The organism is Salmonella sp. NW722 (assembly GCF_051702785.1).
GTDB classification, from domain to species: Bacteria; Pseudomonadota; Gammaproteobacteria; order Enterobacterales; family Enterobacteriaceae; genus Salmonella; species Salmonella enterica.
In genome coordinates this window covers 217,474-239,759 of sequence record NZ_JAMMIN010000005.1, presented here as the reverse complement: position 1 = coordinate 239,759, position 22,286 = coordinate 217,474, and the positions used below count along the sequence as shown (strand labels likewise).

Genomic DNA, 22,286 nt, shown 5'->3' with positions numbered 1-22,286 from the left:
GGCGAAAAGATTTCCGTCAATATCATAGGCAGAATTATGGCGCATCAGCTTTTGGCGACGACACGGAACGAGCGGGTTTTATCGCGCTTTTCCTGAAGGATTTTTTCATCAGCCTGTTATTTGCGTTCGGATCAATCCCCTGAGCCAGCAGCCTTTTGGCCTCGTCACGGCGTTGTCTGGCATCAGCAAGCGATACAGCAAGGTAAACCCCAATAGAAAACACCTTCTGTTTGCCATCGAAGCGATAGCCTGTCTGCCAGTATTTTGAATCGATAGAGGCCAAGCCCGTCAGTGAGCTTGACGGCCTTTTCCGCTGGTCTGGCATTTTTTACTTTAGTATCAGTCAGTGACATGACGGTTCCCTCCGCGTGCTGGTAAAACGCAAATCGAACCAGCTTTACCAGCAAAAGGGTATGGCTGCGAGTGGTTTTTAGTGAACGAGAGTGAACCTGAAGAAAGGGATAATCGATTGATATAAATGCAGAAAGCAGGCGTCACTGAACGTCTGCTTTCCTTAATTTGGCTCCTCTGACTGGACTCGAACCAGTGACATACGGATTAACAGTCCGCCGTTCTACCGACTGAACTACAGAGGAATTGTTTCAACGAGGCGCATAATACTGGGCCGGCTATAACGTGTCAACAGTAAAATTAACGCGCCAATTCAATTGGTTAATTAACCCACAAAGTGAGGGATTAATGTTCGGATTCCTCGCCGTAGTCGCCTTCGGCAGCGCTTACCCGTAAGCGCTGAGAAGGATCCTGGCGATAGAACTGGCAAAAACGCTGCCATAGCGCCGGGAAACGTGGAGCAAACAGTTCTGGCGCGCTGAAAAAATACTCTGACAACACGGCAAAACATTCTGCAGGGTCGGTGGCGGCATAGGCATCTATACTGGCAGCGCTTTCGCCAACAAGATCGATTTCATCCTGAATATTATTCATTGCCGCGTGGAGATCGTGTTCCCAGCCAGCCACATCGCGCAACGGGATGAAAGGGATGCCGCTGGCGCGATCGCCATTACGCATATCCAGTTTGTGCGCGACTTCATGAATAATGAGGTTGAAACCCGAAGCATCGAACGAGTCCTGGATATCCAGCCAGTTCAGAATGATGGGCCCTTGTTGCCAGCTTTGCCCCGACTGTACGACACGCTGGCTGTGCACCAGACCTATGTCATCTTCCCATTCATCATCTACCACAAAGAGCGCGGGATAAATGAGCACTTCATGAAAACCATCAAGCCACTCAATACCGAGCTCCAGGATCGGTAAGCAAAAAATTAACGCAATACGTGCACTTTTTAACGAGTCGAGCTCAAATCCCTGTAGCGCTACCAGTCTTTTCTGCTGCAAAAAACGTTCGGCTAGCGCAATAAGCCGAGCCTGTTCTTGCGCGGTGAGGTTTACCAGAAGAGGTATAGCCAGCGCATCATCCCACGGCCAGTCTTCGTTCTGGGTTATTTCTTGTGCTTTCCAGGGCCACTTAATCATCGTTTTGCTCGTAAACTCGTCACTTGAACAAAATTACCCGAATAGGGTCTGTTAAAATGCCAAATTACCTGGCATCATTGCAATATACGGAGAGATGCCGGAGCGGCTGAACGGACCGGTCTCGAAAACCGGAGTAGGGGCAACTCTACCGGGGGTTCAAATCCCCCTCTCTCCGCCAATCATTCAACAAAATCAATCACTGACAAAGCGTTTTTGATTTCGTCATACATAAATCCCTGCATTAAAATTTCTTTCACTCGCTCGATTTTTCTTACTACTGATGCTGTTTTTTACCATTTTGCTGCGCGTCGGGCATCCACTTTTATCTTCTTTAGCTCACAAGCTCACACTCTTTTGCAACGCCCATCTCACATCTCTGGTGACAAAACAGTTTAACTGCCGTTGCTTCACACGGATCTTGTAAGGGTATCTTAAAGGAAATGGATTGCTGGAGGATGGAGGAAAAGAGGCGAAATCATTTTCAGTGGGATACTGCCACCTCGGACATGAGCTTGCCAGAACCTACGAGGTAAATCCTACGACACGAAGCCACGCGCAATTTTATGCGAAAACGCTGGCAATAGCCTTTCTGACTGATGCAAGCTATCTAAAATCGCTTGAAGATGACATCATGCAACACAATCGCTTAAAAGACTCACCTGTTGATAAGCATGTTGAGGACGAAAAGAAGAAGAAAAATGCAGCCAGGTAAAAAGGGTTACGTTCGCCGGAAGCGAACGTGATCGCATCCAGCCTTAACGAACCTTTTTCCGTTAATCTCCCTTCATGTTTTTCAAAAAACTCTTTTATGAATGCCCCTAAAACGTCATACGCGAATTCGCTATTATTGTTCCCGTCGCGACAACATAGAGATTACGTAAAAAAAAAGAGGGCAGACATTGAAAAATATTGGAAATAACGTAAAACGATTTGTCCGTGTTTTTATCTGTCATTTAAACTTACAGAAATGGCTGTACTGCTATCAGTATAAAGATAATTTCAGTTGTCCAGATAAATCATTTTTAAAACTATTTGTATTAACAGGGTTTATTCATTTATTGAATGGATGCGTGCTCGTTTGGTCTTGTCATCTTGACGCTTTGAGATCACATATTCTATTCTATCATAGACAGCAGGGGGAATTGGCTGCTGGGATCGATTTTTGATTAATAAAATATTGGATGGAACCACGATGCAATTACCAGAACAGGATGAGTTTTCTGATTTTTTTGCTGCCAATGATGATGAACAAGCCTCTTTAAGGCGTAAGTTTTTTTTGGAGAAACATAAAGAACCGTGTCTGTCTGAGTCTGCATTAGAGGACTACCAGGCGCTGTTTATGAGTATCTACGGAATTAATCTTGACTGGAAAGAGGGGACTTTTAGCCTGCTTGAGGCACTTTCAGATAATCAGGGAGGGAAGCCTGTCACGGTCAAATTCGATTATGACAGTGAGATTGAAACAGCAACGATAAATTTGGTTGATACGCAGTATGTGTTTCATCACTACCCAATGGGAAGTGATGGTTTTGATACAGAACTGGTGCGCATTGAGCATATATTGGCTAATAGTGGATATAGTTTGCGGGTATATCAGAACAGCACTTTTAGTGATACATTATCGTTCTTACTCATTCCGTCAGATGAGTGGAAACGTGTTGAACAGCGTTATAGCCCAGAGCATATTTCTGCATACTTCGTTCCGTATGGAAAACAACTTGTTATTCCTGAGGTTGCTGCTCCGGTCGTAAATTATGTGCCATCCGTTAAACAAGAAACATCAAATGTCCCTGCGTTGTTTAATGCTCGGGGTATCCGTATTTATTTTTTAAGTATAATGCTAATCGCATTTGCAATTTATATTTTGTGGAATATCCTGACGAAAATAGAACCTTTATCATCAGGCCAACCTGCTGGCTGTGAAAATGTACAAAATTTATACTCAAAATTACGTCCAGAAGTAGCCGAGCCATTAAAAGAAAAAATGCGTAAGAGTTTGGGCTGTAAATGATAAATTTTCAGTTTAAGAAAATTACACTAATGGATAGGTAATAGAGATATATTTAATTTGATATTGTGTTATCGAAATAGTAATAACAGATAATATACATATTCTTGCGGTGGTGGATGAAGCGATTTTTATCTTATTTGTACAGGAAAAGAAAAAGAGTTTTTTTAGCTACCATGACTCTTATTAATTTTGTTGCCGCAAATCAAAAATACTACGCTTTTAATTTGTTGTCAGTGTTTATCATGGTGTTCTGGTCAGTTATCCTTATTTCCAATATGCAAACTGATATTAATCATAATGAAAAATAAAACTATTTTTTGTGTCTGTTATATTTTTAGTAAATCCATGAAGCTCGCTGTACCCCATCGGGATTCACAGTGATGTCACTCGCGGCGACTTAACGCCGTCGTCCTCGGTAATCATCGCACCCGGCCTGTTGCCCGAAATGTTCCCCTGTAGACATGGTCGCCAGGCAAAAGATTACTTGCTGTCAGGGAAACGCGCTGGCGCGTGGCGATAACTTACGCTGCGGGACTGTCGACACTGTACAGAAAATCTGGCCTCCAGACTGGCTTAAATATGCTCACATGACAATACAACCGGAAAATTTACAAAATCCATAATTTGAACTGAGAGAGAAACTTACAAACGAAGCGACGAAGATTTAAACAGCCGTAGCGACTCCGGTATCTTGCGCGCATGTTCAAATAATACTACTGTATATAAAAACAGTATTCGAGGTATGGATTATGGAATTTTTCAGACCTACAGAGTTGCGCGAAATTATTCCTCTCCCATTTTTCAGTTACTTAGTGCCGTGTGGATTCCCCAGCCCCGCGGCGGACTACATTGAGCAGCGTATCGATCTTAATGAGTTGCTCGTTTCTCATCCCAGCTCAACATATTTTGTCAAAGCCTCGGGGGATTCAATGATTGAAGCAGGCATCAGCGACGGTGACCTGCTGGTGGTGGATAGCTCACGGAACGCTGACCACGGTGACATTGTAATTGCGGCAATTGAAGGAGAGTTCACCGTAAAACGGTTGCAGTTGCGCCCGACAGTGCAGTTAATCCCCATGAACGGCGCCTATCGACCCATACCTGTCGGCAGTGAAGACACGCTCGACATATTCGGGGTGGTGACCTTTATCATTAAAGCGGTCAGTTGATTATGTTCGCGCTCTGCGATGTTAATAGCTTTTACGCTTCCTGCGAAACGGTCTTTCGTCCTGATTTATGTGGCCGACCGGTGGTGGTGTTATCAAACAATGATGGCTGCGTTATCGCGTGTAGCGCCGAGGCGAAGCAGCTCGGTATCGCACCAGGTGAGCCATACTTCAAACAGAAAGAACGCTTCCGGCGATCCGGTGTTGTTTGCTTCAGCAGTAATTACGAGCTTTACGCTGATATGTCGAACCGGGTAATGACCACACTCGAGGAGATGGTGCCGCGGGTAGAAATTTACAGCATTGATGAGGCTTTTTGTGATCTAACGGGGGTACGAAACTGCCGGGATCTGACAGATTTCGGGCGCGAGATAAGAGCGACGGTCCTGAAGCGCACGCACCTGACTGTCGGTGTAGGCATTGCCCAGACGAAAACCCTTGCCAAGCTGGCTAACCATGCTGCGAAAAAGTGGCAGCGCCAGACCGACGGGGTGGTTGACTTGTCGAACATCGACCGCCAGCGTCGGCTGCTGGCCCTGATACCCGTAGAGGATGTCTGGGGTGTCGGCAGACGCATCAGTAAGAAGCTCAATGCCCTGGGCATCAAGACTGCTCTCGATCTCTCTGAACAAAGTACCTGGATCATCAGGAAACACTTCAATGTCGTGCTGGAGCGTACCGTGAGAGAGCTTCGCGGAGAGCCATGTCTGGAGCTTGAAGAGTTTGCGCCGGCAAAGCAGGAAATCGTTTGTAGCCGCTCTTTCGGCGAGCGGGTCACAGACTATGAGGAAATGCGCCAGGCTATTTACAGCTACGCTGCGCGCGCGGCAGAAAAACTCCGCGGCGAGCACCAGTACTGCCGTTTCATCTCAACATTCGTCAAAACATCCCCCTTTGCCCTGAACGAGCCCTACTACGGTAACAGCGCCGCGGTGACGCTTCTCACCCCCACGCAGGATTCACGCGACATTATCAATGCGGCTGTGAAATGCCTGGATAAAATCTGGCGCGACGGCCATCGCTACCAGAAAGCGGGGGTGATGCTGGGTGACTTCTTCAGTCAGGGCGTAGCGCAACTCAACCTTTTCGACGATAACGCGCCGCGCGCCGGTAGTGCGAAGTTGATGGAAGTACTGGACCATCTTAACGCAAAAGACGGGAAGGGGACGCTGTACTTCGCCGGGCAGGGGATGTCGCAACAGTGGGCTATGAAGCGAGAAATGCTTTCGCCTCGGTACACCACAAGATACTCTGATCTACTGCGTGTTAAGTAACTTGTGCGATCAATGCCTGAGATAGTTGCCAAATCATCCCCGTTCTCTAACCGGTTTTGGTCGCACAAGATCACAGGAACCTCTCACGATGAGGCGCATGTATCCTGGTTTACGACATCAGGAAATGTGGCGCGTTTATTGCCAGGTAGGCGTTGTGAGACGTCACTTATTTACGCCAGGTTTCAGCCGTAGCGACGGGCATGGATAAAAAGAGTATGGCAATCAGCGTGATAATACTAAAAAACAATTAATATTTTTTTAACAAAACTAAAGCTTGCTATGTGCAGTTAACCATGCGTTAATGGTTGTGCGGTTTGATACAAACTTATCTGAAGTAGTGATTGTAATATTTCTCATCATTTGTTCCTCTTGAGATCTCCTTTAGGTTTTTTTCTCTCTGATAATTTTCTTCAGGCCATTTTGCCCAAGGGCTCATTCAAAAGGTAACAATATTATGACGACGAAAATCACTGGTTTAGTAAAATGGTTTAACCCTGAAAAGGGCTTTGGTTTCATTACGCCTAAAGATGGCAGCAAAGATGTGTTTGTGCATTTTTCCGCCATTCAAAGTAATGAATTCCGCACTCTGAATGAAAATCAGGAAGTGGAGTTTTCAGTAGAACAGGGACCAAAAGGTCCATCAGCGGTCAACGTTGTGGCGCTTTAAGGCAACTAATATTACTAATAAAATTCACTTCCGGTGTCCATGTTGCCATGGTTCACAATACAGAACATCGACATTCGATGTTACTGAGCAAAACCCGTTTGGCGCGAAATGTATTTTTTGTAAGTCAACCATGATCACTTTTGATAATGTTGGATTATACATTCGCTCAGGACAGGTTCCGCCAGATTTTAGAAAATAATTCATATTAGCTCCGTACAGGAGCTTTTTTATGCCCGGATGATTATCATCTATAGACGCTGACATCCATCATCTATAGTGGCTTACCTTTCCCCAAAGGTGTTATTTCTCTTGCAGACAGCGCCTGAAAAAAGCGACGTTGTCTTCATCTATCCGATGAAACCAGGTCAACCTGTCTTTGTGCCCTTATCCGTTATTTAATTCTTGCCCTATAATAACAAGCCCGTGCTAAGCACGGGCTTGAATAACATAAAGCGTCTTAGAACTGGTAGACCAGACCAACACCTACGATATCATCAGTTGCAATACCGTTGTTTGTGTAGAAGTCATCATCTTCGTCCAGCAGGTTGATTTTATAATCAACGTAGGTGGACATATTTTTGTTGAAGTAGTAAGTCATACCGACGTCAACATATTTAACCAGATCTTTGTTGGTGTAACGCCAGTTGCCACGATGGACTTCCTGACCGCCTAAATCTTTGCCCTTAGACTGCAAGTAGGCGATGGACGGACGCAGACCGAAATCGAACTGATACTGCGCAACCACTTCAAAGTTCTGGGTTTTGTTAGCAATACCGCCATTATCTTCGCCATTACCGCCGCCATAATAGGTCATGTTGCGGGTTTCAGCGTACATCGCCGCCAGGTAAACATTGTAGGCGTCATATTTGGCACCTACGGTCCAGGCTTCAGCGGTTTCACCACCAGCATAGTTGTTGCGCTCATTCATGCCGTCGCCATAACCACGAGCAACCTGATTGTCCGTACGGTCAGAGGAAGAGTAGGCCGCACCCAGGCTTAACCCGAAGTCAAAGTCGTAGGAGGCAGACATACCGAAACCGTCGCCGTTTTCACGGGCCAGTTTGCGGCTGCCGCCGTTACCTGTACCTTCACCAGCACCGCCATTTTCATTATTACCCTGGTACTGCAACGCGAAGTTCAGGCCTTCCACCAGACCGAAGAAGTCGGTATTACGGTAGGTAGCAACGCCGTTGGTTCTGCCCAGCATATAGACATCGGTCTGGGTATAAGTATCACCGCCGAATTCCGGCAGCGCATCGGTCCAGGCTTCAATGTCGTAGATAACACCATAGTTACGGCCATAATCGAAAGAGCCGTACTCGCCGAATTTCAGACCGGCAAAGCCCAGACGAGTCCAGGAGTTTGCACCTTCGCCTTCGGTGGTGTTTACCTTAATGTTGTATTCCCACTGACCATAGCCGGTCAGCATATCGTTGATTTGCGTTTCGCCTTTAAAGCCAATACGGGCGTAGGACTGGTCGCCATCGTCGCCTGCATTGTCAGAGAAGTAACGCAGACCATCAACTTTGCCGTACAGGTCGAGTTTGTTGCCATTTTTATTATAAATTTCAGCCGCATTTGCTGCGCCTGCCACTAATAACGCCGGGACAAGCAGTGCCAGAACTTTTCTGTTCATTATGTATTCCCTTATGATAATAATTTATATGAATATGTAGCCACTTCAACAAAACTACAAATTGATACTATTCTATGAAGTTCATGGAATTTAAAAAATAACATGTAACAAAGGTATTTAAAATATTTCAATTTGTTTCTGTTTGATTTTTTATAATACAAACCATATAAGTAACTAAGAATATATATTCTATAATTATCATTTTTTATCAATGGGTTATGTGTTTTGGTTTGATGTTTTTTGGCGTGAATATAATTTGTTTTTTATATGTATTTCATGATTTGATTATGAAAAAGCATAAAAAAAACCGGCATAAATGCCGGTAATGTGGGTAATGATAAAATAAATGATAAAAGGCTAATAACCGAATCATTCTGACACTTAATGCTAATAAAATAAAACGCTATCGCGGTGCGTAAAAATAAGTTGTTCTGGTTATGGGTTATTCTGCATCAGAGTGCGATTCAATCACCATTCCCTTATTTAACAGCAGGTTCAGCGCCAGACGCAACATTAACTGAGAATAAACTATTTGTGGAATGAATAACCAGAACAGGTGGATAAGGTATTTCATGGTCGAAATGTGACTAATATCACATTATAATGTAATTAATGTCATGTGACTTACATCACAAAAGCGGAGTAAAGTTTGAGTACCAGGGAGGACAACGCCACCCGTAGCATGGGCGGTAAATTAGCGTTATGGGTTTTTTATACCTTTTGCGGCTACTTCATCTGGGCGATGGCGCGTTGCGTGTGGCTGATGTCCGCCATACAAACCGAGCCGGTTCTCGGCCCAATCAGCACTCCTGGCAGCGCAACGGAAAAATGGCTTAACGCGCTTTCGCTGGGCGTCGTCTGGCTTATTCTGGGGAGTATTGCCTGGTATACCCGGCCTCGCAAAAACAGGGCTTATCCCGCCGACACTCAGCCAGAAACGCGCAAGCACGCAAGGATGTAAAGTGGTGGCGGATATGTCAGGATAGCGAACCCTGTGCTCAGGCATGTAATAAAAATGGTCTGCTATAAAGAGAGGGCGTATGGACTCAGGATACTGGCAATCGCAGTTTGAAGACTGGCTACGTCACCACCACCAGGAACAGGATGCCGCCCATGACATCTTCCATTTTCGTCGTGTTTGGGCAACCGCGCAAACGCTCGGGGAAAACGTTCCTGTCGACTGGCTGGTGGTGCTATCGGCATGTTATTTCCATGACATCGTCAGCCTGGCGAAAAATCATCCGCAGCGGCATCGTTCTTCCATTCTGGCGGCGGCAGAAACCCGGCGTATTTTTCTGCGGGATTTTCCTGACTTTCCGGCAGAAAAACTGGCGGGCATTTGTCATGCTATCGAAGCGCATAGCTTCAGCGCAAAAATTGCGCCTACCACGCCAGAGGCAAAAATCGTACAGGATGCAGACAGGCTGGAGGCGTTGGGCGCCATTGGTCTGGCGCGGGTCTTCGCGGTCTCCGGCGCGCTGGGCGTCGCGCTGTTTGATGCCGACGATCCCTTTGCCAACAGACGGCCTCTTAACGATAAGCAATTCGCGCTCGACCATTTTCAAACCAAACTGCTGAAACTGCCGCTGACGATGCAGACCGAACGGGGCAAGTACCTGGCGCAGCGTAATGCGGATTTTCTGGTGTCGTACATGGCGAAACTGAGCGCTGAGCTGAAAGGCGACTATGAAACACGGGATGATGCGGTCATCCAGATGTTTGCTACGCATCAGTAACCCCTGCCGCTGAAACGTAAACCGCGTCATTTTATGTTAGTCTGTCGGCAATTATTTTTGGCCGGTTAAATGTATGCAGGAAAATATTTCAGTAACACACGCCCGGAACCTCATCGCCGACGACGCCGGAAGCGAGATCCAGGCGATGCTGAGTCAATTGCTGGAAATCTACGATGTTAAAACGCTGGTGGCGCACCTTAACGGCCTGGGCGAACAGCACTGGAGCCCGGCCATCTTCAAGCGCGTAATGATGAACGCGGCATGGCATCGTTTGAGCGACAATGAACTCACCTGTCTTAAAACAGGGTTGCCGACGCCGCCAGCGCATCATCCACATTACGCCTTTCGTTTTATCGATCTCTTCGCGGGCATCGGCGGCATTCGCCGCGGATTTGAAGCGATAGGCGGACAGTGCGTGTTTACCAGCGAATGGAATAAGCACGCGGTACGGACATATAAAGCGAACTATTTTTGCGATCCGCTGCAACATCGCTTTAATGAAGATATCCGCGATATCACGTTGAGCCACCGGGAAGGGGTCAGCGATGATGAGGCGGCGGAACACATTCGCCAGCATATTCCGCAACATGATGTCCTGCTGGCGGGCTTTCCCTGTCAGCCATTTTCTCTGGCGGGCGTTTCCAAGAAAAATGCGCTGGGCCGCGCCCACGGCTTTGCCTGCGAGACTCAGGGGACGTTATTTTTTGATGTCGTAAGAATTATCGACGCTCGCCGCCCCGCGCTGTTTGTGCTGGAAAACGTGAAAAACCTTAAAAGTCACGACCAGGGCAACACTTTCCGCATTATTATGCAAACGCTCGATGAACTGGGATATGACGTGGCGGATGCCGCTGACAATGGCTCGGACGATCCGAAAATTATCGACGGGCAGCACTTTCTTCCTCAGCATCGGGAACGTATTGTGTTGGTGGGATTCCGTCGCGATTTAAACCTGAAAACCGATTTTACGTTACGCAATATCGCCCGCTGTTATCCACCGCGCCGTCCGACGCTGGCAGAACTGCTGGAGCCCGTCGTCGAAGCCAAATATATCCTGACGCCGGTGCTGTGGAAATATTTATATCGCTACGCGAAAAAGCACCAGGCGCGGGGAAACGGTTTTGGCTATGGCATGGTTTATCCTGACAATCCGGAAAGTGTGGCGCGCACGTTATCTGCTCGCTACTACAAAGATGGCGCCGAAATTCTGATCGATCGTGGTTGGGATATGGCGAAAGGCGAAGTGAATTTCGACGATGCTGGCAACCAACAACATCGTCCCCGCCGACTCACGCCGAGAGAGTGCGCGCGTTTAATGGGATTTGAGGCGCCGCAAACGTACCAGTTCAGGATACCTGTCTCGGATACGCAGGCCTATCGCCAGTTTGGCAACTCCGTGGTGGTGCCGGTATTTGCCGCGGTAGCAAAGCTGCTGGAACCCAAAATTCACCAGGCGGTGACGCTGCGTCAGAGAGAGACGGTAGATGGCGGACGTTCACGATAAAGCCACGCGCAGTAAAAATATGCGCGCGATAGCGACCCGCGATACGGCTATTGAAAAACGTCTTGCCGGCCTGTTAAGCGCGCAGGGGATTACGTTTCATACTCAGGACGCGACATTACCGGGCAAGCCGGACTTTGTGGTGAATGACTATGATTGTGTGATTTTTACTCACGGCTGCTTTTGGCATCATCACCACTGTTATCTGTTCAAAGTACCGGCCACGCGGACGGCTTTCTGGCTGGAAAAAATCGGTAAGAACGTTGAGCGCGATGAGCGCGATATCCAGCGTTTACAGGCGCTTGGCTGGCGGGTGCTGATCGTCTGGGAGTGCGCCTTGCGCGGGCGAGCGAAATTGAGCGACGCGGCGTTGGCGGAGCGCCTGGAAGAGTGGATCTGCGGCGGCGGCGCCAGCGCGCAGATCGACACCCAGGGGATTCATCTACTGGCGTGAATCTTCCGTTTTACACGGCGTGACCACCGCCCTGGCGGGAAGCAGGTACTTACCCAGAGTCACCAGCACTACTGCAAACACAATCACACCCAGCGCGGCCCATTCAACGGGCGATAACCTCTCGCCACCCAGGCCGGTGCCAAGCAACACGGCGACAACCGGATTCACATAGGCGTAGCTGGTCGCCAGCGCCGGACTGACGTTGCGAATCAGGTACATATAGGCATTAATGGCGATAATAGAACCGAACAACGCCAGGTAGCCGACGGCCATAAGCCCCGATAAACCAGGCAGCGTGGCGAGCTTTTCGCCGGAAAGAAACGCCGCGCAAAGCAATACCACGCCCGCCGCCAGCATTTCAATCGCGCCCGCCATCATGCCCACAGGGAGGGCGATGCGCGAGCCGTAAACGGAACCAAATGCCCAGCTCATCGAACCTATCAGGATCAAAATCGCGCCCCACGGATTGCCGCTTAAGTTGCCGCCGCTGTTCAGCAGAATAATCCCGGCAAGTCCAATGGCAATCCCCACCCATTCTAATTTGCGCGTTTTAATACCAAAAAAGTAGCTAAAGCACAGCGTAAATAGCGGGACAGTGGCGACCACGACGGCAGCAATGCCCGATGGCACGTTTTGATGCTCCGCCACCGTCACCAGGCCGTTACCCACCGCCAGCAGCAGTAGACCAATCAGCGCGGCGTTGATGGTCTGGCGCAGCGGCGGAAGTTTTTCGCCGCGCAGCAGCAAAAACGCCATGAGCAACATCCCCGCCGAGAGAAAACGTACGCCTGCCATCATCAGCGGCGGCCAGCTTTCAACGCCTATGCGGATAACAAAATAGGTAGACCCCCAAATGATGTACAAGGCAAAAAGCGCGCCAAAAAGAGGTAATAACTGCCGGAAACGCATAATCACTCACGGTGAAATAAAAAGGGTGAATATAGTAAACGTCAAAATTATTATGCTGGCGAGCATTATAATTGTCCTTTTGGAATAAAAAGGCGTTGACCCGCGCCGCCGGTTTCGGCATTGCGCGTTTTGCTACATACTTAACGTCTTAGAAGAAAAGACCGAGGAAATCATTTTGGCAGGAAGTAGCTTACTGACATTACTCGACGATATCGCCACGCTGCTGGACGATATTTCGGTAATGGGCAAATTGGCCGCGAAAAAAACCGCGGGCGTACTGGGGGACGACCTGTCGCTCAATGCGCAGCAGGTGACCGGCGTTCGCGCTAATCGCGAGCTGCCAGTGGTATGGAGCGTGGCGAAAGGATCATTAATCAACAAGGTTATTCTGGTGCCGTTGGCGCTGCTGATAAGCGCATTTATCCCGTGGGCCATCACGCCTTTATTAATGTTAGGCGGCGCGTTTCTCTGCTTTGAAGGGGTAGAAAAAGTCCTGCATACCTTTGAGGCGCGAAAACACAAAGAAGACCCGGCGGAGCGGCAAAAACGTCTTGAGGCGCTGGCTGCGCAAGATCCTTTGGCCTTTGAAAAAGATAAAGTAAAAGGGGCGGTCCGTACCGATTTCATTCTTTCCGCTGAAATTGTGGCCATTACCCTGGGGATTGTCGCGCAGGCGCCGCTGCTTAATCAGGTGTTGGTGCTGGCGGGGATTGCGTTGATTGTGACCATTGGCGTGTATGGCCTGGTGGGTATTATTGTCAAACTGGATGATATGGGGTACTGGCTGGCGGAAAAGCGTAGCGTGCTGGCGCAGGGCGTCGGTAAAGGATTACTGATTATCGCGCCCTGGTTAATGAAAGCATTATCCATTGTCGGTACGCTGGCGATGTTTCTGGTCGGCGGCGGGATTGTCGTACACGGTATTGCGCCGCTACACCATGCCATTGAACATTTTGCGCAGCAGCAGGGAGCTTTCATGGCGCATACGATCCCTGCGGGGCTGAATCTGGTGCTCGGCTTTATTATCGGCGCCATTGTGGTGGCGCTGGTGAAAGGTGTGGCGAAAATTCGCGGTGTTTCGCACTGATTTTCTACAATGAATTATGCAAAATTGCCCATCCTCGTCTAAGGTGAAAACGTTTCATCTGATACAGGAGGCAGGTATGGTCTTTTCTGTCAGTGAGGAAGTTACCGTGAAAGAAGGTGGACCCCGGATGATCGTCACCGGTTATTCCAGCGGAATGGTAGAGTGTCGCTGGTATGATGGTTTTGGCGTAAAGCGGGAGGCATTCCATGAGAATGAGCTCGTGCCAGGCAAGGAAAGGCGCGGGCGGGACGAAGCCCGATGACAAAACGCCCGGTTAATGCCGGGCGTTTTGCTGTGGAGAAAAAGAGTCGTCGCGCTGCGACATGCTGCTACCTGGTTATGCCAGGATTGAGTGGTATCCCTTGATGAGGTCTGGCTACCGTAAGCCATCAGGGGGCGTTGTATCAATAACCAGGAGTTACCAGGGTGCCGCACGAAACACTGTTAGACAATCAAGGCTGGTTTAAAAAGCTGGCGCGGCGTTTTGGTCCCGGTCATGTCGTCAACACCTGTTTTCTGATCGTGATGCTGTTCTCGACGCTACTTACCTGGCGGGAAGTGATGATACTGAAAGACGCGTATGTCGCCAGTCAGCGCAATCATCTGGGGAGCGTCGCGAATGTCCTTGACCGCCAACTGCAATTCAACATGGACAGGTTGATCTTTTTACGCAACGGTATGCATGAAGCGCTGGTGGCGCCGCTGGCTTTTTCCGCATTGCAGAGCGCGGTGACGCAGTTTGAGCAACGACGCGTCAGACATTTCTGGCAACTGGAGCTGGATAAGCGGCGGACATTGCCGTTGTATGGCGTTTCCGATCAATTTGTCGCCCGGACGACGCTTCTTTCGCGGGAGAGTCGTGACCTGGCAAATGAATTAACCGCCACGCTGGAGTTAGGGTATCTGGCGCGTCTGGCGCGCTCATCCGCCATGCTGACGCTGGAGACGATGTATGTTTCTCGCTCAGGGTTTTACCTCTCAACTCTCCCTACGGCGTACGGTAGCGATATTGTCTCCCGTTACTATCAGTACGTGACTCAGCCCTGGTTTATCGAGCAAAGCCAACGGCGTAACCCACAGCGCGGCGTGCGGTGGTTTACCTCCGCACAGCCCTATGTTGCTGACGAGCAGAAAAAAGTGACAGCCAGTCTACCGCTGGATCACGATAATTACTGGTATGGCGTACTGGCAATGGATATTCCCGTCGCGTCATTACAGCGGTTCCTGCGCGATGCGGCCGAAAAGGATATTGAAGGGGAATATCAGCTATACGATAACCATCTCCGTTTGTTGACGGACTCCGCGCCGGAACAACAAACCGCGAATACGTTAAATGACCGTGAGCGCGCCTTACTGGCGCGTGAAATAGAAAAAGATACCCTGGGCGGGCTGCGTTTAGGAACGCATTATGTAAGCTGGGAGCGGCTGGATCATTTTGATGGCGTCCTGCTGCGCGTGCATACATTACGTGAAGGCATACAAGGGAATTTTGGCAGTATTAGTATCGCGCTGACGCTGTTATGGGTGCTTTTTACGGCGATGCTGTTGATCTCCTGGGGCGTTATTCGACATATGGTCAAAAACATGTTTGTTCTGCAAAATTCGCTGCAATGGCAGGCATGGCACGATCCGCTGACCCGGCTATATAACCGTGGCGCGCTGTTTGAAAAAGCGTCCAGGCTGGCAAAGCGCTACCGGGAAGCCCGCCAGCCATTTTCTGTGATACAGCTGGACTTAGATTATTTTAAAAGCGTTAACGATCGCTTTGGTCATCAGGCAGGCGATCGCGTGTTGTCCCATGCCGCTGGGCTCATTGGCAGCACCATTCGAGCGCACGACATCGCCGGACGGGTAGGGGGCGAAGAGTTTTGTATCGTGCTGCCCGGCGCGACGAAAGCGCAGGCGCTGCAGATTGCCGAACGCATACGCCAGCGCATTAATGACAAAGAAATTCTGGTGACGAAAAGCACGACGCTTCGTATCAGCGCGTCAATGGGGATCAGTAGCGCGGAGGAATACGGCGACTATGATTTTGAGCAGTTGCAGTCGCTGGCCGACAAACGGCTTTATTACGCCAAACAGTCCGGACGTAACCGTATTTGCGCCAGCGACGCGACTCAGGAGCGGGAAAAGAAATAGTCCATGCCTTCGCGCCAGCCATCCGGCCCTTCGTTCTGGCTACGGTAGACGCGCTGAGGATCGTCGTTACGCAAATGTACGCCCTCCCGGTTTAGCCCTTTAACGACAACCGCATAATCCATCACATCCAGTAAGGGCGCATCATTGGGGCCGTCTCCTAGCCCCAACGTCAGAGGACGCGCGTGCCACTGCCGACGATATGCTTCAATCAGCCAGTTGGCAGCCTGATCTTTTCCGGCGGAGGCGTCCAGCACATGCCAGAAACGGGCGCCATGGACAAATTGCAGTCCCAGGTCATTTAAACGGGCGACAAACTGCGCCATGCGTTTATCGCTATCGCGCCAGATCAGCGACACCGACGCTTCATGCAGACGGGTTAGGGCAGACTGTGCCCGGTTTAGGCCCGTCCATTCGCTTATCACCTGATCGTCAACGTCATCAAACGTGGTGAACTTAAACTGTTCCTTTTCACGCAATTTATGCAGGACGAGGCGGATTTCGTTGTGAGAATTACCGGCTATCAGACGGGGATAGTTGGGGTGGTCTTCCCAATGAACGTCCAGTTGGATCACCGCGCCGTTTTCCGCAATCAGCGGCAGTCCCTGTAGATTTAACGTCGTCTGGAGCTGGAGCATTTCAGCCGCGGTTTTACTGCTACAGAGGATCACGGGCACGCCGCTTTCATGCAGGCGAGTAAGCCAGGGGGCCGCGGGCTGCCACTCAAAAGTGTGGCTGTTCAGCAGTGTGCCGTCCAGATCGGTAAAAATCAGCAAGGGGTCATGGATTGAGAGCATTTTTTCCTCATTTTCCGTTGCAACGGCGGGCTTATTTCCAGGAAAAGTCCTAAAGCACACCCGAAAGAAGTCGAACGCTAACTGGAACCGATCCCGTCGCTTCCAGGCAGCACATGCGTTGTCACACTTTTGCTACCGAACTATTAGCGTGCTTAATCATTCATGTAAAAAATATTTACTTGTCATGCAAAAAAATTGCAGATAAGGTAAATCTCACATCAGATTTCCTGGTGTAACGAATTTTCAAGTGCTTCTTGCATAAGCAAGTTTGATCCCGACCCGTAGGGCCGGGATTTTTTTCGGCCATTTTTAACGGTTTACTTCTGTTACACTAAAATCATGAATATCCAGCTCGAATGCTTCAGCTAATTCATGCCATGTATGATATTCCCGTCCGTCTACGCTCACCCGCTCAGGATCTTCCTGGCTACGGTGAACCTCGCTTTCGCTGATTTCATTGATGGCCGCCAGTAGCGCATCTACATCGACGCTCACTTCGCGCTTGGCCGTATCACTGTACTCTTTTGCCGTTTTCATCTTCACTACCTCACGGGTTCCTGACAGCCTAAGTATAGACCGTTGAGAAAACCAGCAAACACGCCGGCAAGGCGCTGTCAGACGCAGAAAATTGTTCTACACTGGCACAAAGCGACAGGAGGAAAATGATGAAGGTGAATGATCGGGTAACCGTTAAAACGGACGGCGGTCCCCGCCGACCGGGCGTGGTACTGGCAGTGGAAGAATTTAGTGAAGGCACAATGTACCTGGTTTCGCTGGAGGATTACCCGCTCGGCATCTGGTTCTTCAATGAGTCAGGTCACCAGGATGGTATTTTTGTCGAGAAGGCGGAGCAGGACTAATTGAGCCGGACTGGAGGTACATTGCCAGTCCGGATGTCTCAGCGCATGTTAACAAAAATGCCGTTAGTGACGTTATCTGTCAGCCGCACTACGTGATAGATCACTTGTTTATTATGCGTTTTTATCTTTCGTTTAATATTCCCCTTATGGGAGGATACTGTTTTTGCTTTAATATTCATTCTGTCAGAAATCTGAATGGTTCCCTGACCTTCCATCCACATTCGCAACATGCTGGATTCAGTTCGACTTAACGATAATGTTGGTAAATTTATGGTTCCTGAAATACCCGACTCTTTTTTCAGAATATCGCCAAGAATGGTATCCAGCGAGTCAGGTTTAATCGATTTCGAGCTAATCAATAAGTTTTTTCTTACTAATAAATATTCATCAAAATGCACATTAGCAATTGCCATAAAAACAATAAATAACGTGTCAGGATGTTGATTAATGATTTGCTTTATTTGTTGACTGTCTGAAGACGTATGAATGAAACAGTCCTCATTAATAAACACCACCGAAGGCTGATGCGCGCCACAAGCGATAGCGAGTTCGTCAACGGTTTCGATGTCGTTGATTTCCCTTTTTTTCACCCCTCTGCTGACCAGATACCCGCTTAACCCTAGCCGGGTGTAACTGCATAAATCCATAATAATCGTTGACATGGCATACCCTCACTCAATGCGTAACGATAATTCCCCTTACCTGAATAACTCACCATAATCAGACGGAACACGAATAGTCACCTTAGACAACGCTTACGCGGTTTTTCAGGCGAACTTACTATCCCGTAAAGTTACATATAATTTGCCAGGAATCATCTTAAAGTAAAGTGAATGTTGCGTTATGTGAGTGAAGTAAAAACAAATAAGGGGCAGCGGATATATCCTGGTGAATGTTTTTTAAAATTTATTTTCGGATAAACCTTAGTAAAACAGGATAAAAATTATGGGTTATTATTTATTGGCATCTCGCTAACAATATCAGCAAGCAAATTGAAAATTTCGCTGAATAAATGTTCGCAAAACGGCGCAATTAATGGCATTAGCGCGGCCATCAGCATAATGCCGACGGTGAGGGTAAGCGGGAAACCGATAACAAATATCGAGAGCTGCGGCGCCATGCGGTTTAATAGCCCCAGCGCCAGGTTGAGCGTAAGCAGGAGGGTAATGACCGGCAATGCCAGCATCAGTCCGTTTAAGAAAATGAGCCCTCCGGCCCTGGCGAGCGCCATAAATGCATTACTGTTCACCGGGTTACTACCGATGGGCAGAGTGTGGAAGGTATCGACCAACAGCGAAATAAGCCATAAATGGCCATTAAAGGTGAGAAATAGTAGCATGGCGAGCATATCCATAATACGCGCCAGAACCGGCATATTCAGGTGGCTGCCCGGGTCGACGAAGGTGGCAAAGGAAAGCCCCATTTGCAGACCGATAAACTCGCCTGCGGTACGCACCGCCGCAAAGGCGAATTGCATGGTAAATCCCAGCGCAATACCGATCAGAATTTGTTGCATCGCCAGCCATAAGGCGGCAATAGAAAAAAGCGGCGTATCGTTTGCCGGTAGCGACGGCGCGATAACGAGGGTAATCATTATTCCCAACCCCAGTTTTACCCGCTTGGGAATAGCGCGCTCACTGAGAATGGGCGCCGTTGAAATCAGCGCCAGTACGCGCAGCAAAGGCCAGAAATAGAGATGCAGCCAGTATAGCCATTGCTCGCTTGTAACCTGAATCATCGTTCTGTTTATCCGATGATATAAGGTAAATTGCTGAACAGAGTGCGCACGTAATCCAGCAGCAGGTTGAGCATCCACGGGCCGGCAACGATAATTGCGATGAATACCGCGACGATTTTAGGGATAAACGACAGCGTCATTTCATTAATCTGAGTCGCGGCCTGTAAGATGCTGATAATGAGGCCGGTAATCAGCGCGACGAGTAACAGCGGCGCAGCCAGGGCGAGAGCGACTTTCATCGCCTCGGTGCCCATCATCATGACGGATTCAGGAGTCATTTTGCGCCTCTAACTGTAAAAGCTTTGGGCCAGCGACCCCACAAGCAATTGCCAACCATCGACCAGCACAAACAGCATCAGCTTAAACGGTAGGGCGATTGTCGCTGGCGGCACCATCATCATCCCTAACGCCATCAATACGCTGGCGATCACCAGGTCGATAATCAAAAAAGGGATGAAAATCGTAAAACCGATCTGAAATGCCGTCTTTAATTCGCTGGTGACATAAGCGGGCAGGAGGATACGCATCGGTACTGCTTCCGGTCCCTGTAACGGACCGCTATTGGCCAGACGGGCAAACAGCGCCAGATCGGCTTCGCGGGTTTGGCGCAGCATGAACGCGCGTAACGGTTGCGCGCCTTTATCCAGCGCTTCCTGCATAGAAATTTTCTGCTCGCTAAACGGCTGGTAAGCGTCCACGTAAATCTTGTCAATGACGGGCGACATAATAAAAAAGGTCAAAAACAACGCCAGTCCGAGTAACACCTGATTTGGCGGTGCCGAGGGCGTGCCCAGCGCGTTACGCAACAGGCCAAAAACAATGATGATACGCGTGAAGCTCGTCATCATCAGTAAAATCGCCGGCAGAAACGTCAGCGAGGTGATAAAAACCAGCGTCTGGACGGATAATGACCAGCTTTGGCCTCCGCCCGCTAATGGTTGGCTGATAAGCCCCGGCAGTTGCGCAGCAGCGGCGGGACTAAAAAGCCACAGACCCGCCAGAGAAAGGAATAACAAACGGCGCATCAGGATCTCCCGGAACGCTTGAGTAAGCTCTTCATCATGTTCTGGAAATCCGCCGGTGGGGCAACGGGTGCTTCCGTGTCATTCTCCGCGGGCGGTAGGGTGTGCAGCAGGTTGATCTGCGAGGCGGTCACGCCCAGTACCAGGCGCGCATTTTCGACCTCGACAATCACCACGCGTTCGCGCGGGCCAAGCGAGGCGCTGGCTGACACCTTGAGTCCCCGGACGCTATTTCCTTTTGGCGCGAATCCCATACGCTTAATCACCCAGGCCGCCGCCAGAATGAGCGCAATAATGCCAATTAATGCGCCGCTCACCTGCATGAGCGGCGATCCGGCTGGCGCGGTGGGCTGAGAAACCGTGGCTTCTGTCTTCATCATTAACGACTCAAACGACGCATACGCTCGGATGGCGTAATAATATCGGTGATACGTACGCCGTATTTATCCGCCACGACGACCACTTCACCCTGGGCAATCAGGTAGCCATTAATCAGGATGTCCAGCGGCTCGCCCGCCAGCCCGTCCAGCGCGACGACCGACCCCTGCGTCAGACGCAGCAGTTCTTTAATGGTCATTCGCGTGCGGCCCAGCTCTACGGTCAGTTTGACCGGGATATCCATAATCAGATCGATATCCTGCATAGCACCGCTGACATCGCCGCCGCCAAGCTGTTGGAAAACCGCGTCGGCGGCGCTTTTATTGGTGGTCGCTTTTTGCTCGTTTAACGCGTCAGCCCACAGATCATCCAATGCGCCAGTATTCTCATCGGACGGATTATTCATGTCACTCATTTGGGCTGTTCCTCATTCAGCGAATTCAAAATTGGGTTGATCAAATGTTCTACGCGTAGCGCATACTGTCCGTTTACAGTGCCATATTGGCTGGTGAGTACCGGAACGCCGTCCACATGAGCAATAATGCGGTCGGGTTTTTCAATCGGCAGTACATCGCCGGGTTTCAGCTTCAAAATCTGGGAAAGACGTAACGGAATATCGGCAAAATTGGCCACCAGCTCCAGTTCAGAGTGCTGAACCTGGCGTACCAGGTTATCACGCCAGTTCTGATCTTCATGGCGCGAGTTTTCCAGCGGCGGATTCACCAACAGCTCACGCAGCGGCTCGATCATGCTAAATGGCAGACAGATGTTAAATTCACCGGTCAGATTGCCGATCTCCACATGAAACGGCGTATTGACGACGATATCGTTCGGCGAGGTGGTGATATTGGTAAATTTCACCTGCATTTCGGAACGCACATACTCCACTTCCAGCGGATTAATGGCTTTCCATGCGTCGCTATAGCCTTCCAGCGCCAGTTTCAGCATACGGTTGATGACCCGCTGTTCCGTATGGGTAAACTCGCGGCCTTCGACTTTGGTCGGAAAACGGCCGTCGCCGCCGAACAGGTTATCGACGGCAATAAACACCAGACTCGGCGAGAACACCACCAGCCCGGTGCCGCGTAGCGGCTTCAGGTGGATCAGGTTCAGGTTGGTCGGTACCGGCAGGTTACGCGCAAATTCGTGATACGGCTGAATACGTATGGCGCCCACGGTAATATCCGGGCTGCGGCGCAGCAGGTTAAATAATCCCATCCGGAACTGGCGTGCGAAACGCTCGTTAATAATCTCCAGCGCCTGCAAGCGTTCACGCACGACGCGACGCTGAGTATTGGGATCGTAAGGGCGAATATCGCTATCGCTTGCGATACCGGGAGTGGGTTCGTCTTTGGTGTCGCTGTCGCCGTTCAACAGCGCGTCGATTTCAGCCTGAGAAAGAATACTATCGCCCATATCG

General features: G+C 49.5%; 26 protein-coding genes, 2 tRNA genes and 1 pseudogene. 15 read left to right on the top strand and 14 right to left on the bottom strand.

Features of this window, described 5'->3' with window-relative positions; genetic code table 11:
* Positions 1-47 precede the first annotated feature (47 nt).
* The 3 genes and pseudogenes from NA330_RS14195 to mtfA form a co-directional block, all read right to left on the bottom strand.
* Positions 48-353 (bottom strand): annotated as a pseudogene (locus NA330_RS14195) (Arm DNA-binding domain-containing protein); the annotation flags it as partial.
* A 167-nt stretch (positions 354-520) separates the two neighbouring features.
* Positions 521-596: transfer RNA gene (locus NA330_RS14190), tRNA-Asn, on the bottom strand.
* Positions 597-696: 100 nt separating this feature from the next.
* Entirely contained in the window at positions 697-1,494 is a 798-nt protein-coding gene (gene mtfA / locus NA330_RS14185; protein ID WP_023242489.1) for a DgsA anti-repressor MtfA, read from the bottom strand.
* An 88-nt stretch (positions 1,495-1,582) separates the two neighbouring features.
* On the opposite strand from mtfA, the gene NA330_RS14180 reads away from it, so the two are divergent.
* The 7 genes from NA330_RS14180 to ymcF all read left to right on the top strand — a co-directional run bounded on the left by NA330_RS14180 (position 1,583) and on the right by ymcF (position 6,811).
* A tRNA-Ser gene (locus tag NA330_RS14180) sits at positions 1,583-1,672 on the top strand.
* 267 nt (positions 1,673-1,939) lie between these two features.
* Complete coding sequence (locus NA330_RS14175) at positions 1,940-2,206, top strand: hypothetical protein (protein WP_023242490.1); 267 nt, start codon at positions 1,940-1,942, stop codon at positions 2,204-2,206.
* Between the two features lie 480 nt (positions 2,207-2,686).
* On the top strand, positions 2,687-3,505 hold the full coding sequence (locus NA330_RS14170; protein WP_023242491.1) for a hypothetical protein: 819 nt from the start codon (positions 2,687-2,689) through the stop codon (positions 3,503-3,505).
* Positions 3,506-4,254: 749 nt separating this feature from the next.
* The gene (locus tag NA330_RS14165; protein WP_000394196.1) at positions 4,255-4,674 is read left to right on the top strand and encodes a translesion error-prone DNA polymerase V autoproteolytic subunit; all 420 of its coding nucleotides are present in this window, start codon (positions 4,255-4,257) and stop codon (positions 4,672-4,674) included.
* A 2-nt stretch (positions 4,675-4,676) separates the two neighbouring features.
* On the top strand, positions 4,677-5,945 hold the full coding sequence (locus tag NA330_RS14160) for a Y-family DNA polymerase (protein ID WP_001728934.1): 1,269 nt from the start codon (positions 4,677-4,679) through the stop codon (positions 5,943-5,945).
* 454 nt (positions 5,946-6,399) lie between these two features.
* Complete coding sequence (cspE, locus tag NA330_RS14155; protein WP_000208509.1) at positions 6,400-6,612, top strand: transcription antiterminator/RNA stability regulator CspE; 213 nt, start codon at positions 6,400-6,402, stop codon at positions 6,610-6,612.
* Between the two features lie 10 nt (positions 6,613-6,622).
* Positions 6,623-6,811 carry a cold shock small protein YmcF gene (gene ymcF, locus NA330_RS14150; RefSeq protein ID WP_024131109.1) on the top strand — a complete coding sequence of 63 codons (189 nt, stop codon included), beginning with the start codon at positions 6,623-6,625 and terminating at the stop codon, positions 6,809-6,811.
* Between the two features lie 258 nt (positions 6,812-7,069).
* On the opposite strand, the gene ompS1 is transcribed toward ymcF, so the two are convergent.
* Positions 7,070-8,248 carry a porin OmpS1 gene (gene ompS1 / locus NA330_RS14145; RefSeq protein WP_023242492.1) on the bottom strand — a complete coding sequence of 393 codons (1,179 nt, stop codon included), beginning with the start codon at positions 8,246-8,248 and terminating at the stop codon, positions 7,070-7,072.
* 649 nt (positions 8,249-8,897) lie between these two features.
* On the opposite strand from ompS1, the gene drpB reads away from it, so the two are divergent.
* The 4 genes from drpB (at position 8,898) to NA330_RS14125 (ending at position 11,939) form a co-directional block, all read left to right on the top strand.
* Positions 8,898-9,209 (top strand): cell division protein DrpB, encoded by a 312-nt coding sequence (gene drpB / locus NA330_RS14140; protein ID WP_023242493.1) that lies wholly within the window; start codon positions 8,898-8,900, stop codon positions 9,207-9,209.
* Between the two features lie 79 nt (positions 9,210-9,288).
* On the top strand, positions 9,289-9,984 hold the full coding sequence (locus NA330_RS14135; protein WP_023242494.1) for a phosphohydrolase: 696 nt from the start codon (positions 9,289-9,291) through the stop codon (positions 9,982-9,984).
* A gap of 73 nt (positions 9,985-10,057) precedes the next feature.
* Positions 10,058-11,488 carry a DNA cytosine methyltransferase gene (locus NA330_RS14130; RefSeq protein ID WP_052894936.1) on the top strand — a complete coding sequence of 477 codons (1,431 nt, stop codon included), beginning with the start codon at positions 10,058-10,060 and terminating at the stop codon, positions 11,486-11,488.
* Positions 11,469-11,939: a very short patch repair endonuclease gene (locus NA330_RS14125; RefSeq protein WP_000785978.1), complete on the top strand. Its 471-nt coding sequence runs from the start codon at positions 11,469-11,471 to the stop codon at positions 11,937-11,939. The genes NA330_RS14130 and NA330_RS14125 overlap by 20 nt, the downstream gene beginning before the upstream one ends.
* On the opposite strand, the gene yedA is transcribed toward NA330_RS14125, so the two are convergent.
* Positions 11,928-12,848: a drug/metabolite exporter YedA gene (yedA, locus tag NA330_RS14120; RefSeq protein ID WP_023242496.1), complete on the bottom strand. Its 921-nt coding sequence runs from the start codon at positions 12,846-12,848 to the stop codon at positions 11,928-11,930. The genes NA330_RS14125 and yedA overlap by 12 nt on opposite strands.
* A 169-nt stretch (positions 12,849-13,017) precedes the next feature.
* Here yedA and NA330_RS14115 point away from each other — a divergent pair, with 169 nt between their 5' ends.
* The 3 genes from NA330_RS14115 to dgcQ all read left to right on the top strand — a co-directional run bounded on the left by NA330_RS14115 (position 13,018) and on the right by dgcQ (position 16,074).
* Positions 13,018-13,935: a DUF808 domain-containing protein gene (locus NA330_RS14115; RefSeq protein WP_086013476.1), complete on the top strand. Its 918-nt coding sequence runs from the start codon at positions 13,018-13,020 to the stop codon at positions 13,933-13,935.
* Positions 13,936-14,011: 76 nt separating this feature from the next.
* A complete protein-coding gene (locus tag NA330_RS14110; RefSeq protein ID WP_001521741.1) occupies positions 14,012-14,197 on the top strand; it encodes a YodC family protein in 186 nt (61 codons plus the stop codon).
* A gap of 164 nt (positions 14,198-14,361) precedes the next feature.
* A complete protein-coding gene (dgcQ, locus tag NA330_RS14105) occupies positions 14,362-16,074 on the top strand; it encodes a cellulose biosynthesis regulator diguanylate cyclase DgcQ (protein WP_001119828.1) in 1,713 nt (570 codons plus the stop codon).
* Here the strand turns inward: dgcQ and NA330_RS14100 are convergent.
* Together NA330_RS14100 and yodD are read right to left on the bottom strand one after the other, a co-directional pair.
* The gene (locus NA330_RS14100; protein ID WP_023242497.1) at positions 16,053-16,868 is read right to left on the bottom strand and encodes a mannosyl-3-phosphoglycerate phosphatase-related protein; all 816 of its coding nucleotides are present in this window, start codon (positions 16,866-16,868) and stop codon (positions 16,053-16,055) included. The genes dgcQ and NA330_RS14100 overlap by 22 nt on opposite strands.
* A gap of 309 nt (positions 16,869-17,177) precedes the next feature.
* Positions 17,178-17,405, bottom strand: coding sequence for a YodD family peroxide/acid resistance protein (yodD, locus tag NA330_RS14095; RefSeq protein ID WP_000844798.1), 228 nt, complete (start codon positions 17,403-17,405; stop codon positions 17,178-17,180).
* A gap of 128 nt (positions 17,406-17,533) precedes the next feature.
* Between yodD and dsrB the strand changes: the two genes are divergently transcribed.
* Entirely contained in the window at positions 17,534-17,728 is a 195-nt protein-coding gene (gene dsrB / locus NA330_RS14090; RefSeq protein ID WP_000867218.1) for a protein DsrB, read from the top strand.
* Positions 17,729-17,766: 38 nt separating this feature from the next.
* Here the strand turns inward: dsrB and rcsA are convergent, their stop codons facing one another.
* The 7 genes from rcsA to fliM form a co-directional block, all read right to left on the bottom strand.
* Positions 17,767-18,390 carry a transcriptional regulator RcsA gene (gene rcsA / locus NA330_RS14085; protein ID WP_052894938.1) on the bottom strand — a complete coding sequence of 208 codons (624 nt, stop codon included), beginning with the start codon at positions 18,388-18,390 and terminating at the stop codon, positions 17,767-17,769.
* A gap of 281 nt (positions 18,391-18,671) precedes the next feature.
* Positions 18,672-19,466, bottom strand: a complete 795-nt coding sequence (gene fliR / locus NA330_RS14080) for a flagellar biosynthetic protein FliR (protein WP_000616953.1) — start codon at positions 19,464-19,466, stop codon at positions 18,672-18,674.
* Positions 19,467-19,474: 8 nt separating this feature from the next.
* Complete coding sequence (fliQ, locus tag NA330_RS14075; RefSeq protein WP_000187355.1) at positions 19,475-19,744, bottom strand: flagellar biosynthesis protein FliQ; 270 nt, start codon at positions 19,742-19,744, stop codon at positions 19,475-19,477.
* Positions 19,745-19,753: 9 nt separating this feature from the next.
* Positions 19,754-20,491, bottom strand: a complete 738-nt coding sequence (gene fliP / locus NA330_RS14070; RefSeq protein WP_001253411.1) for a flagellar type III secretion system pore protein FliP — start codon at positions 20,489-20,491, stop codon at positions 19,754-19,756.
* Positions 20,491-20,868, bottom strand: a complete 378-nt coding sequence (fliO, locus tag NA330_RS14065; RefSeq protein ID WP_000978276.1) for a flagellar biosynthetic protein FliO — start codon at positions 20,866-20,868, stop codon at positions 20,491-20,493. Before fliO ends, fliP begins: the two co-directional genes overlap by 1 nt.
* Positions 20,868-21,281 carry a flagellar motor switch protein FliN gene (gene fliN / locus NA330_RS14060; protein WP_001282111.1) on the bottom strand — a complete coding sequence of 138 codons (414 nt, stop codon included), beginning with the start codon at positions 21,279-21,281 and terminating at the stop codon, positions 20,868-20,870. The genes fliO and fliN overlap by 1 nt, the downstream gene beginning before the upstream one ends.
* Positions 21,278-22,282 carry a flagellar motor switch protein FliM gene (gene fliM, locus NA330_RS14055; protein ID WP_000502811.1) on the bottom strand — a complete coding sequence of 335 codons (1,005 nt, stop codon included), beginning with the start codon at positions 22,280-22,282 and terminating at the stop codon, positions 21,278-21,280. Before fliM ends, fliN begins: the two co-directional genes overlap by 4 nt.
* Between the last annotated feature and the right edge of the window lie 4 nt (positions 22,283-22,286).

Excerpts from the sequence above, each read along its gene's own strand:
- mtfA (WP_023242489.1), bottom strand. The coding sequence starts at position 1,494 with ATGATTAAGTGGCCCTGGAAAGCACAAGAAATAACCCAGAACGAAGAC.
- NA330_RS14170 (WP_023242491.1), top strand. The coding sequence starts at position 2,687 with ATGCAATTACCAGAACAGGATGAGTTTTCTGATTTTTTTGCTGCCAAT.
- NA330_RS14165 (WP_000394196.1), top strand. The coding sequence starts at position 4,255 with ATGGAATTTTTCAGACCTACAGAGTTGCGCGAAATTATTCCTCTCCCA.
- NA330_RS14160 (WP_001728934.1), top strand. The coding sequence starts at position 4,677 with ATGTTCGCGCTCTGCGATGTTAATAGCTTTTACGCTTCCTGCGAAACG.
- cspE (WP_000208509.1), top strand. The coding sequence starts at position 6,400 with ATGACGACGAAAATCACTGGTTTAGTAAAATGGTTTAACCCTGAAAAG.
- ompS1 (WP_023242492.1), bottom strand. The coding sequence starts at position 8,248 with ATGAACAGAAAAGTTCTGGCACTGCTTGTCCCGGCGTTATTAGTGGCA.
- NA330_RS14135 (WP_023242494.1), top strand. The coding sequence starts at position 9,289 with ATGGACTCAGGATACTGGCAATCGCAGTTTGAAGACTGGCTACGTCAC.
- NA330_RS14130 (WP_052894936.1), top strand. The coding sequence starts at position 10,058 with ATGCAGGAAAATATTTCAGTAACACACGCCCGGAACCTCATCGCCGAC.
- NA330_RS14125 (WP_000785978.1), top strand. The coding sequence starts at position 11,469 with ATGGCGGACGTTCACGATAAAGCCACGCGCAGTAAAAATATGCGCGCG.
- yedA (WP_023242496.1), bottom strand. The coding sequence starts at position 12,848 with ATGCGTTTCCGGCAGTTATTACCTCTTTTTGGCGCGCTTTTTGCCTTG.
- NA330_RS14110 (WP_001521741.1), top strand. The coding sequence starts at position 14,012 with ATGGTCTTTTCTGTCAGTGAGGAAGTTACCGTGAAAGAAGGTGGACCC.
- NA330_RS14100 (WP_023242497.1), bottom strand. The coding sequence starts at position 16,868 with ATGCTCTCAATCCATGACCCCTTGCTGATTTTTACCGATCTGGACGGC.
- yodD (WP_000844798.1), bottom strand. The coding sequence starts at position 17,405 with ATGAAAACGGCAAAAGAGTACAGTGATACGGCCAAGCGCGAAGTGAGC.
- dsrB (WP_000867218.1), top strand. The coding sequence starts at position 17,534 with ATGAAGGTGAATGATCGGGTAACCGTTAAAACGGACGGCGGTCCCCGC.
- rcsA (WP_052894938.1), bottom strand. The coding sequence starts at position 18,390 with ATGTCAACGATTATTATGGATTTATGCAGTTACACCCGGCTAGGGTTA.
- fliR (WP_000616953.1), bottom strand. The coding sequence starts at position 19,466 with ATGATTCAGGTTACAAGCGAGCAATGGCTATACTGGCTGCATCTCTAT.
- fliQ (WP_000187355.1), bottom strand. The coding sequence starts at position 19,744 with ATGACTCCTGAATCCGTCATGATGATGGGCACCGAGGCGATGAAAGTC.
- fliP (WP_001253411.1), bottom strand. The coding sequence starts at position 20,491 with ATGCGCCGTTTGTTATTCCTTTCTCTGGCGGGTCTGTGGCTTTTTAGT.
- fliO (WP_000978276.1), bottom strand. The coding sequence starts at position 20,868 with ATGATGAAGACAGAAGCCACGGTTTCTCAGCCCACCGCGCCAGCCGGA.
- fliN (WP_001282111.1), bottom strand. The coding sequence starts at position 21,281 with ATGAGTGACATGAATAATCCGTCCGATGAGAATACTGGCGCATTGGAT.
- fliM (WP_000502811.1), bottom strand. The coding sequence starts at position 22,282 with ATGGGCGATAGTATTCTTTCTCAGGCTGAAATCGACGCGCTGTTGAAC.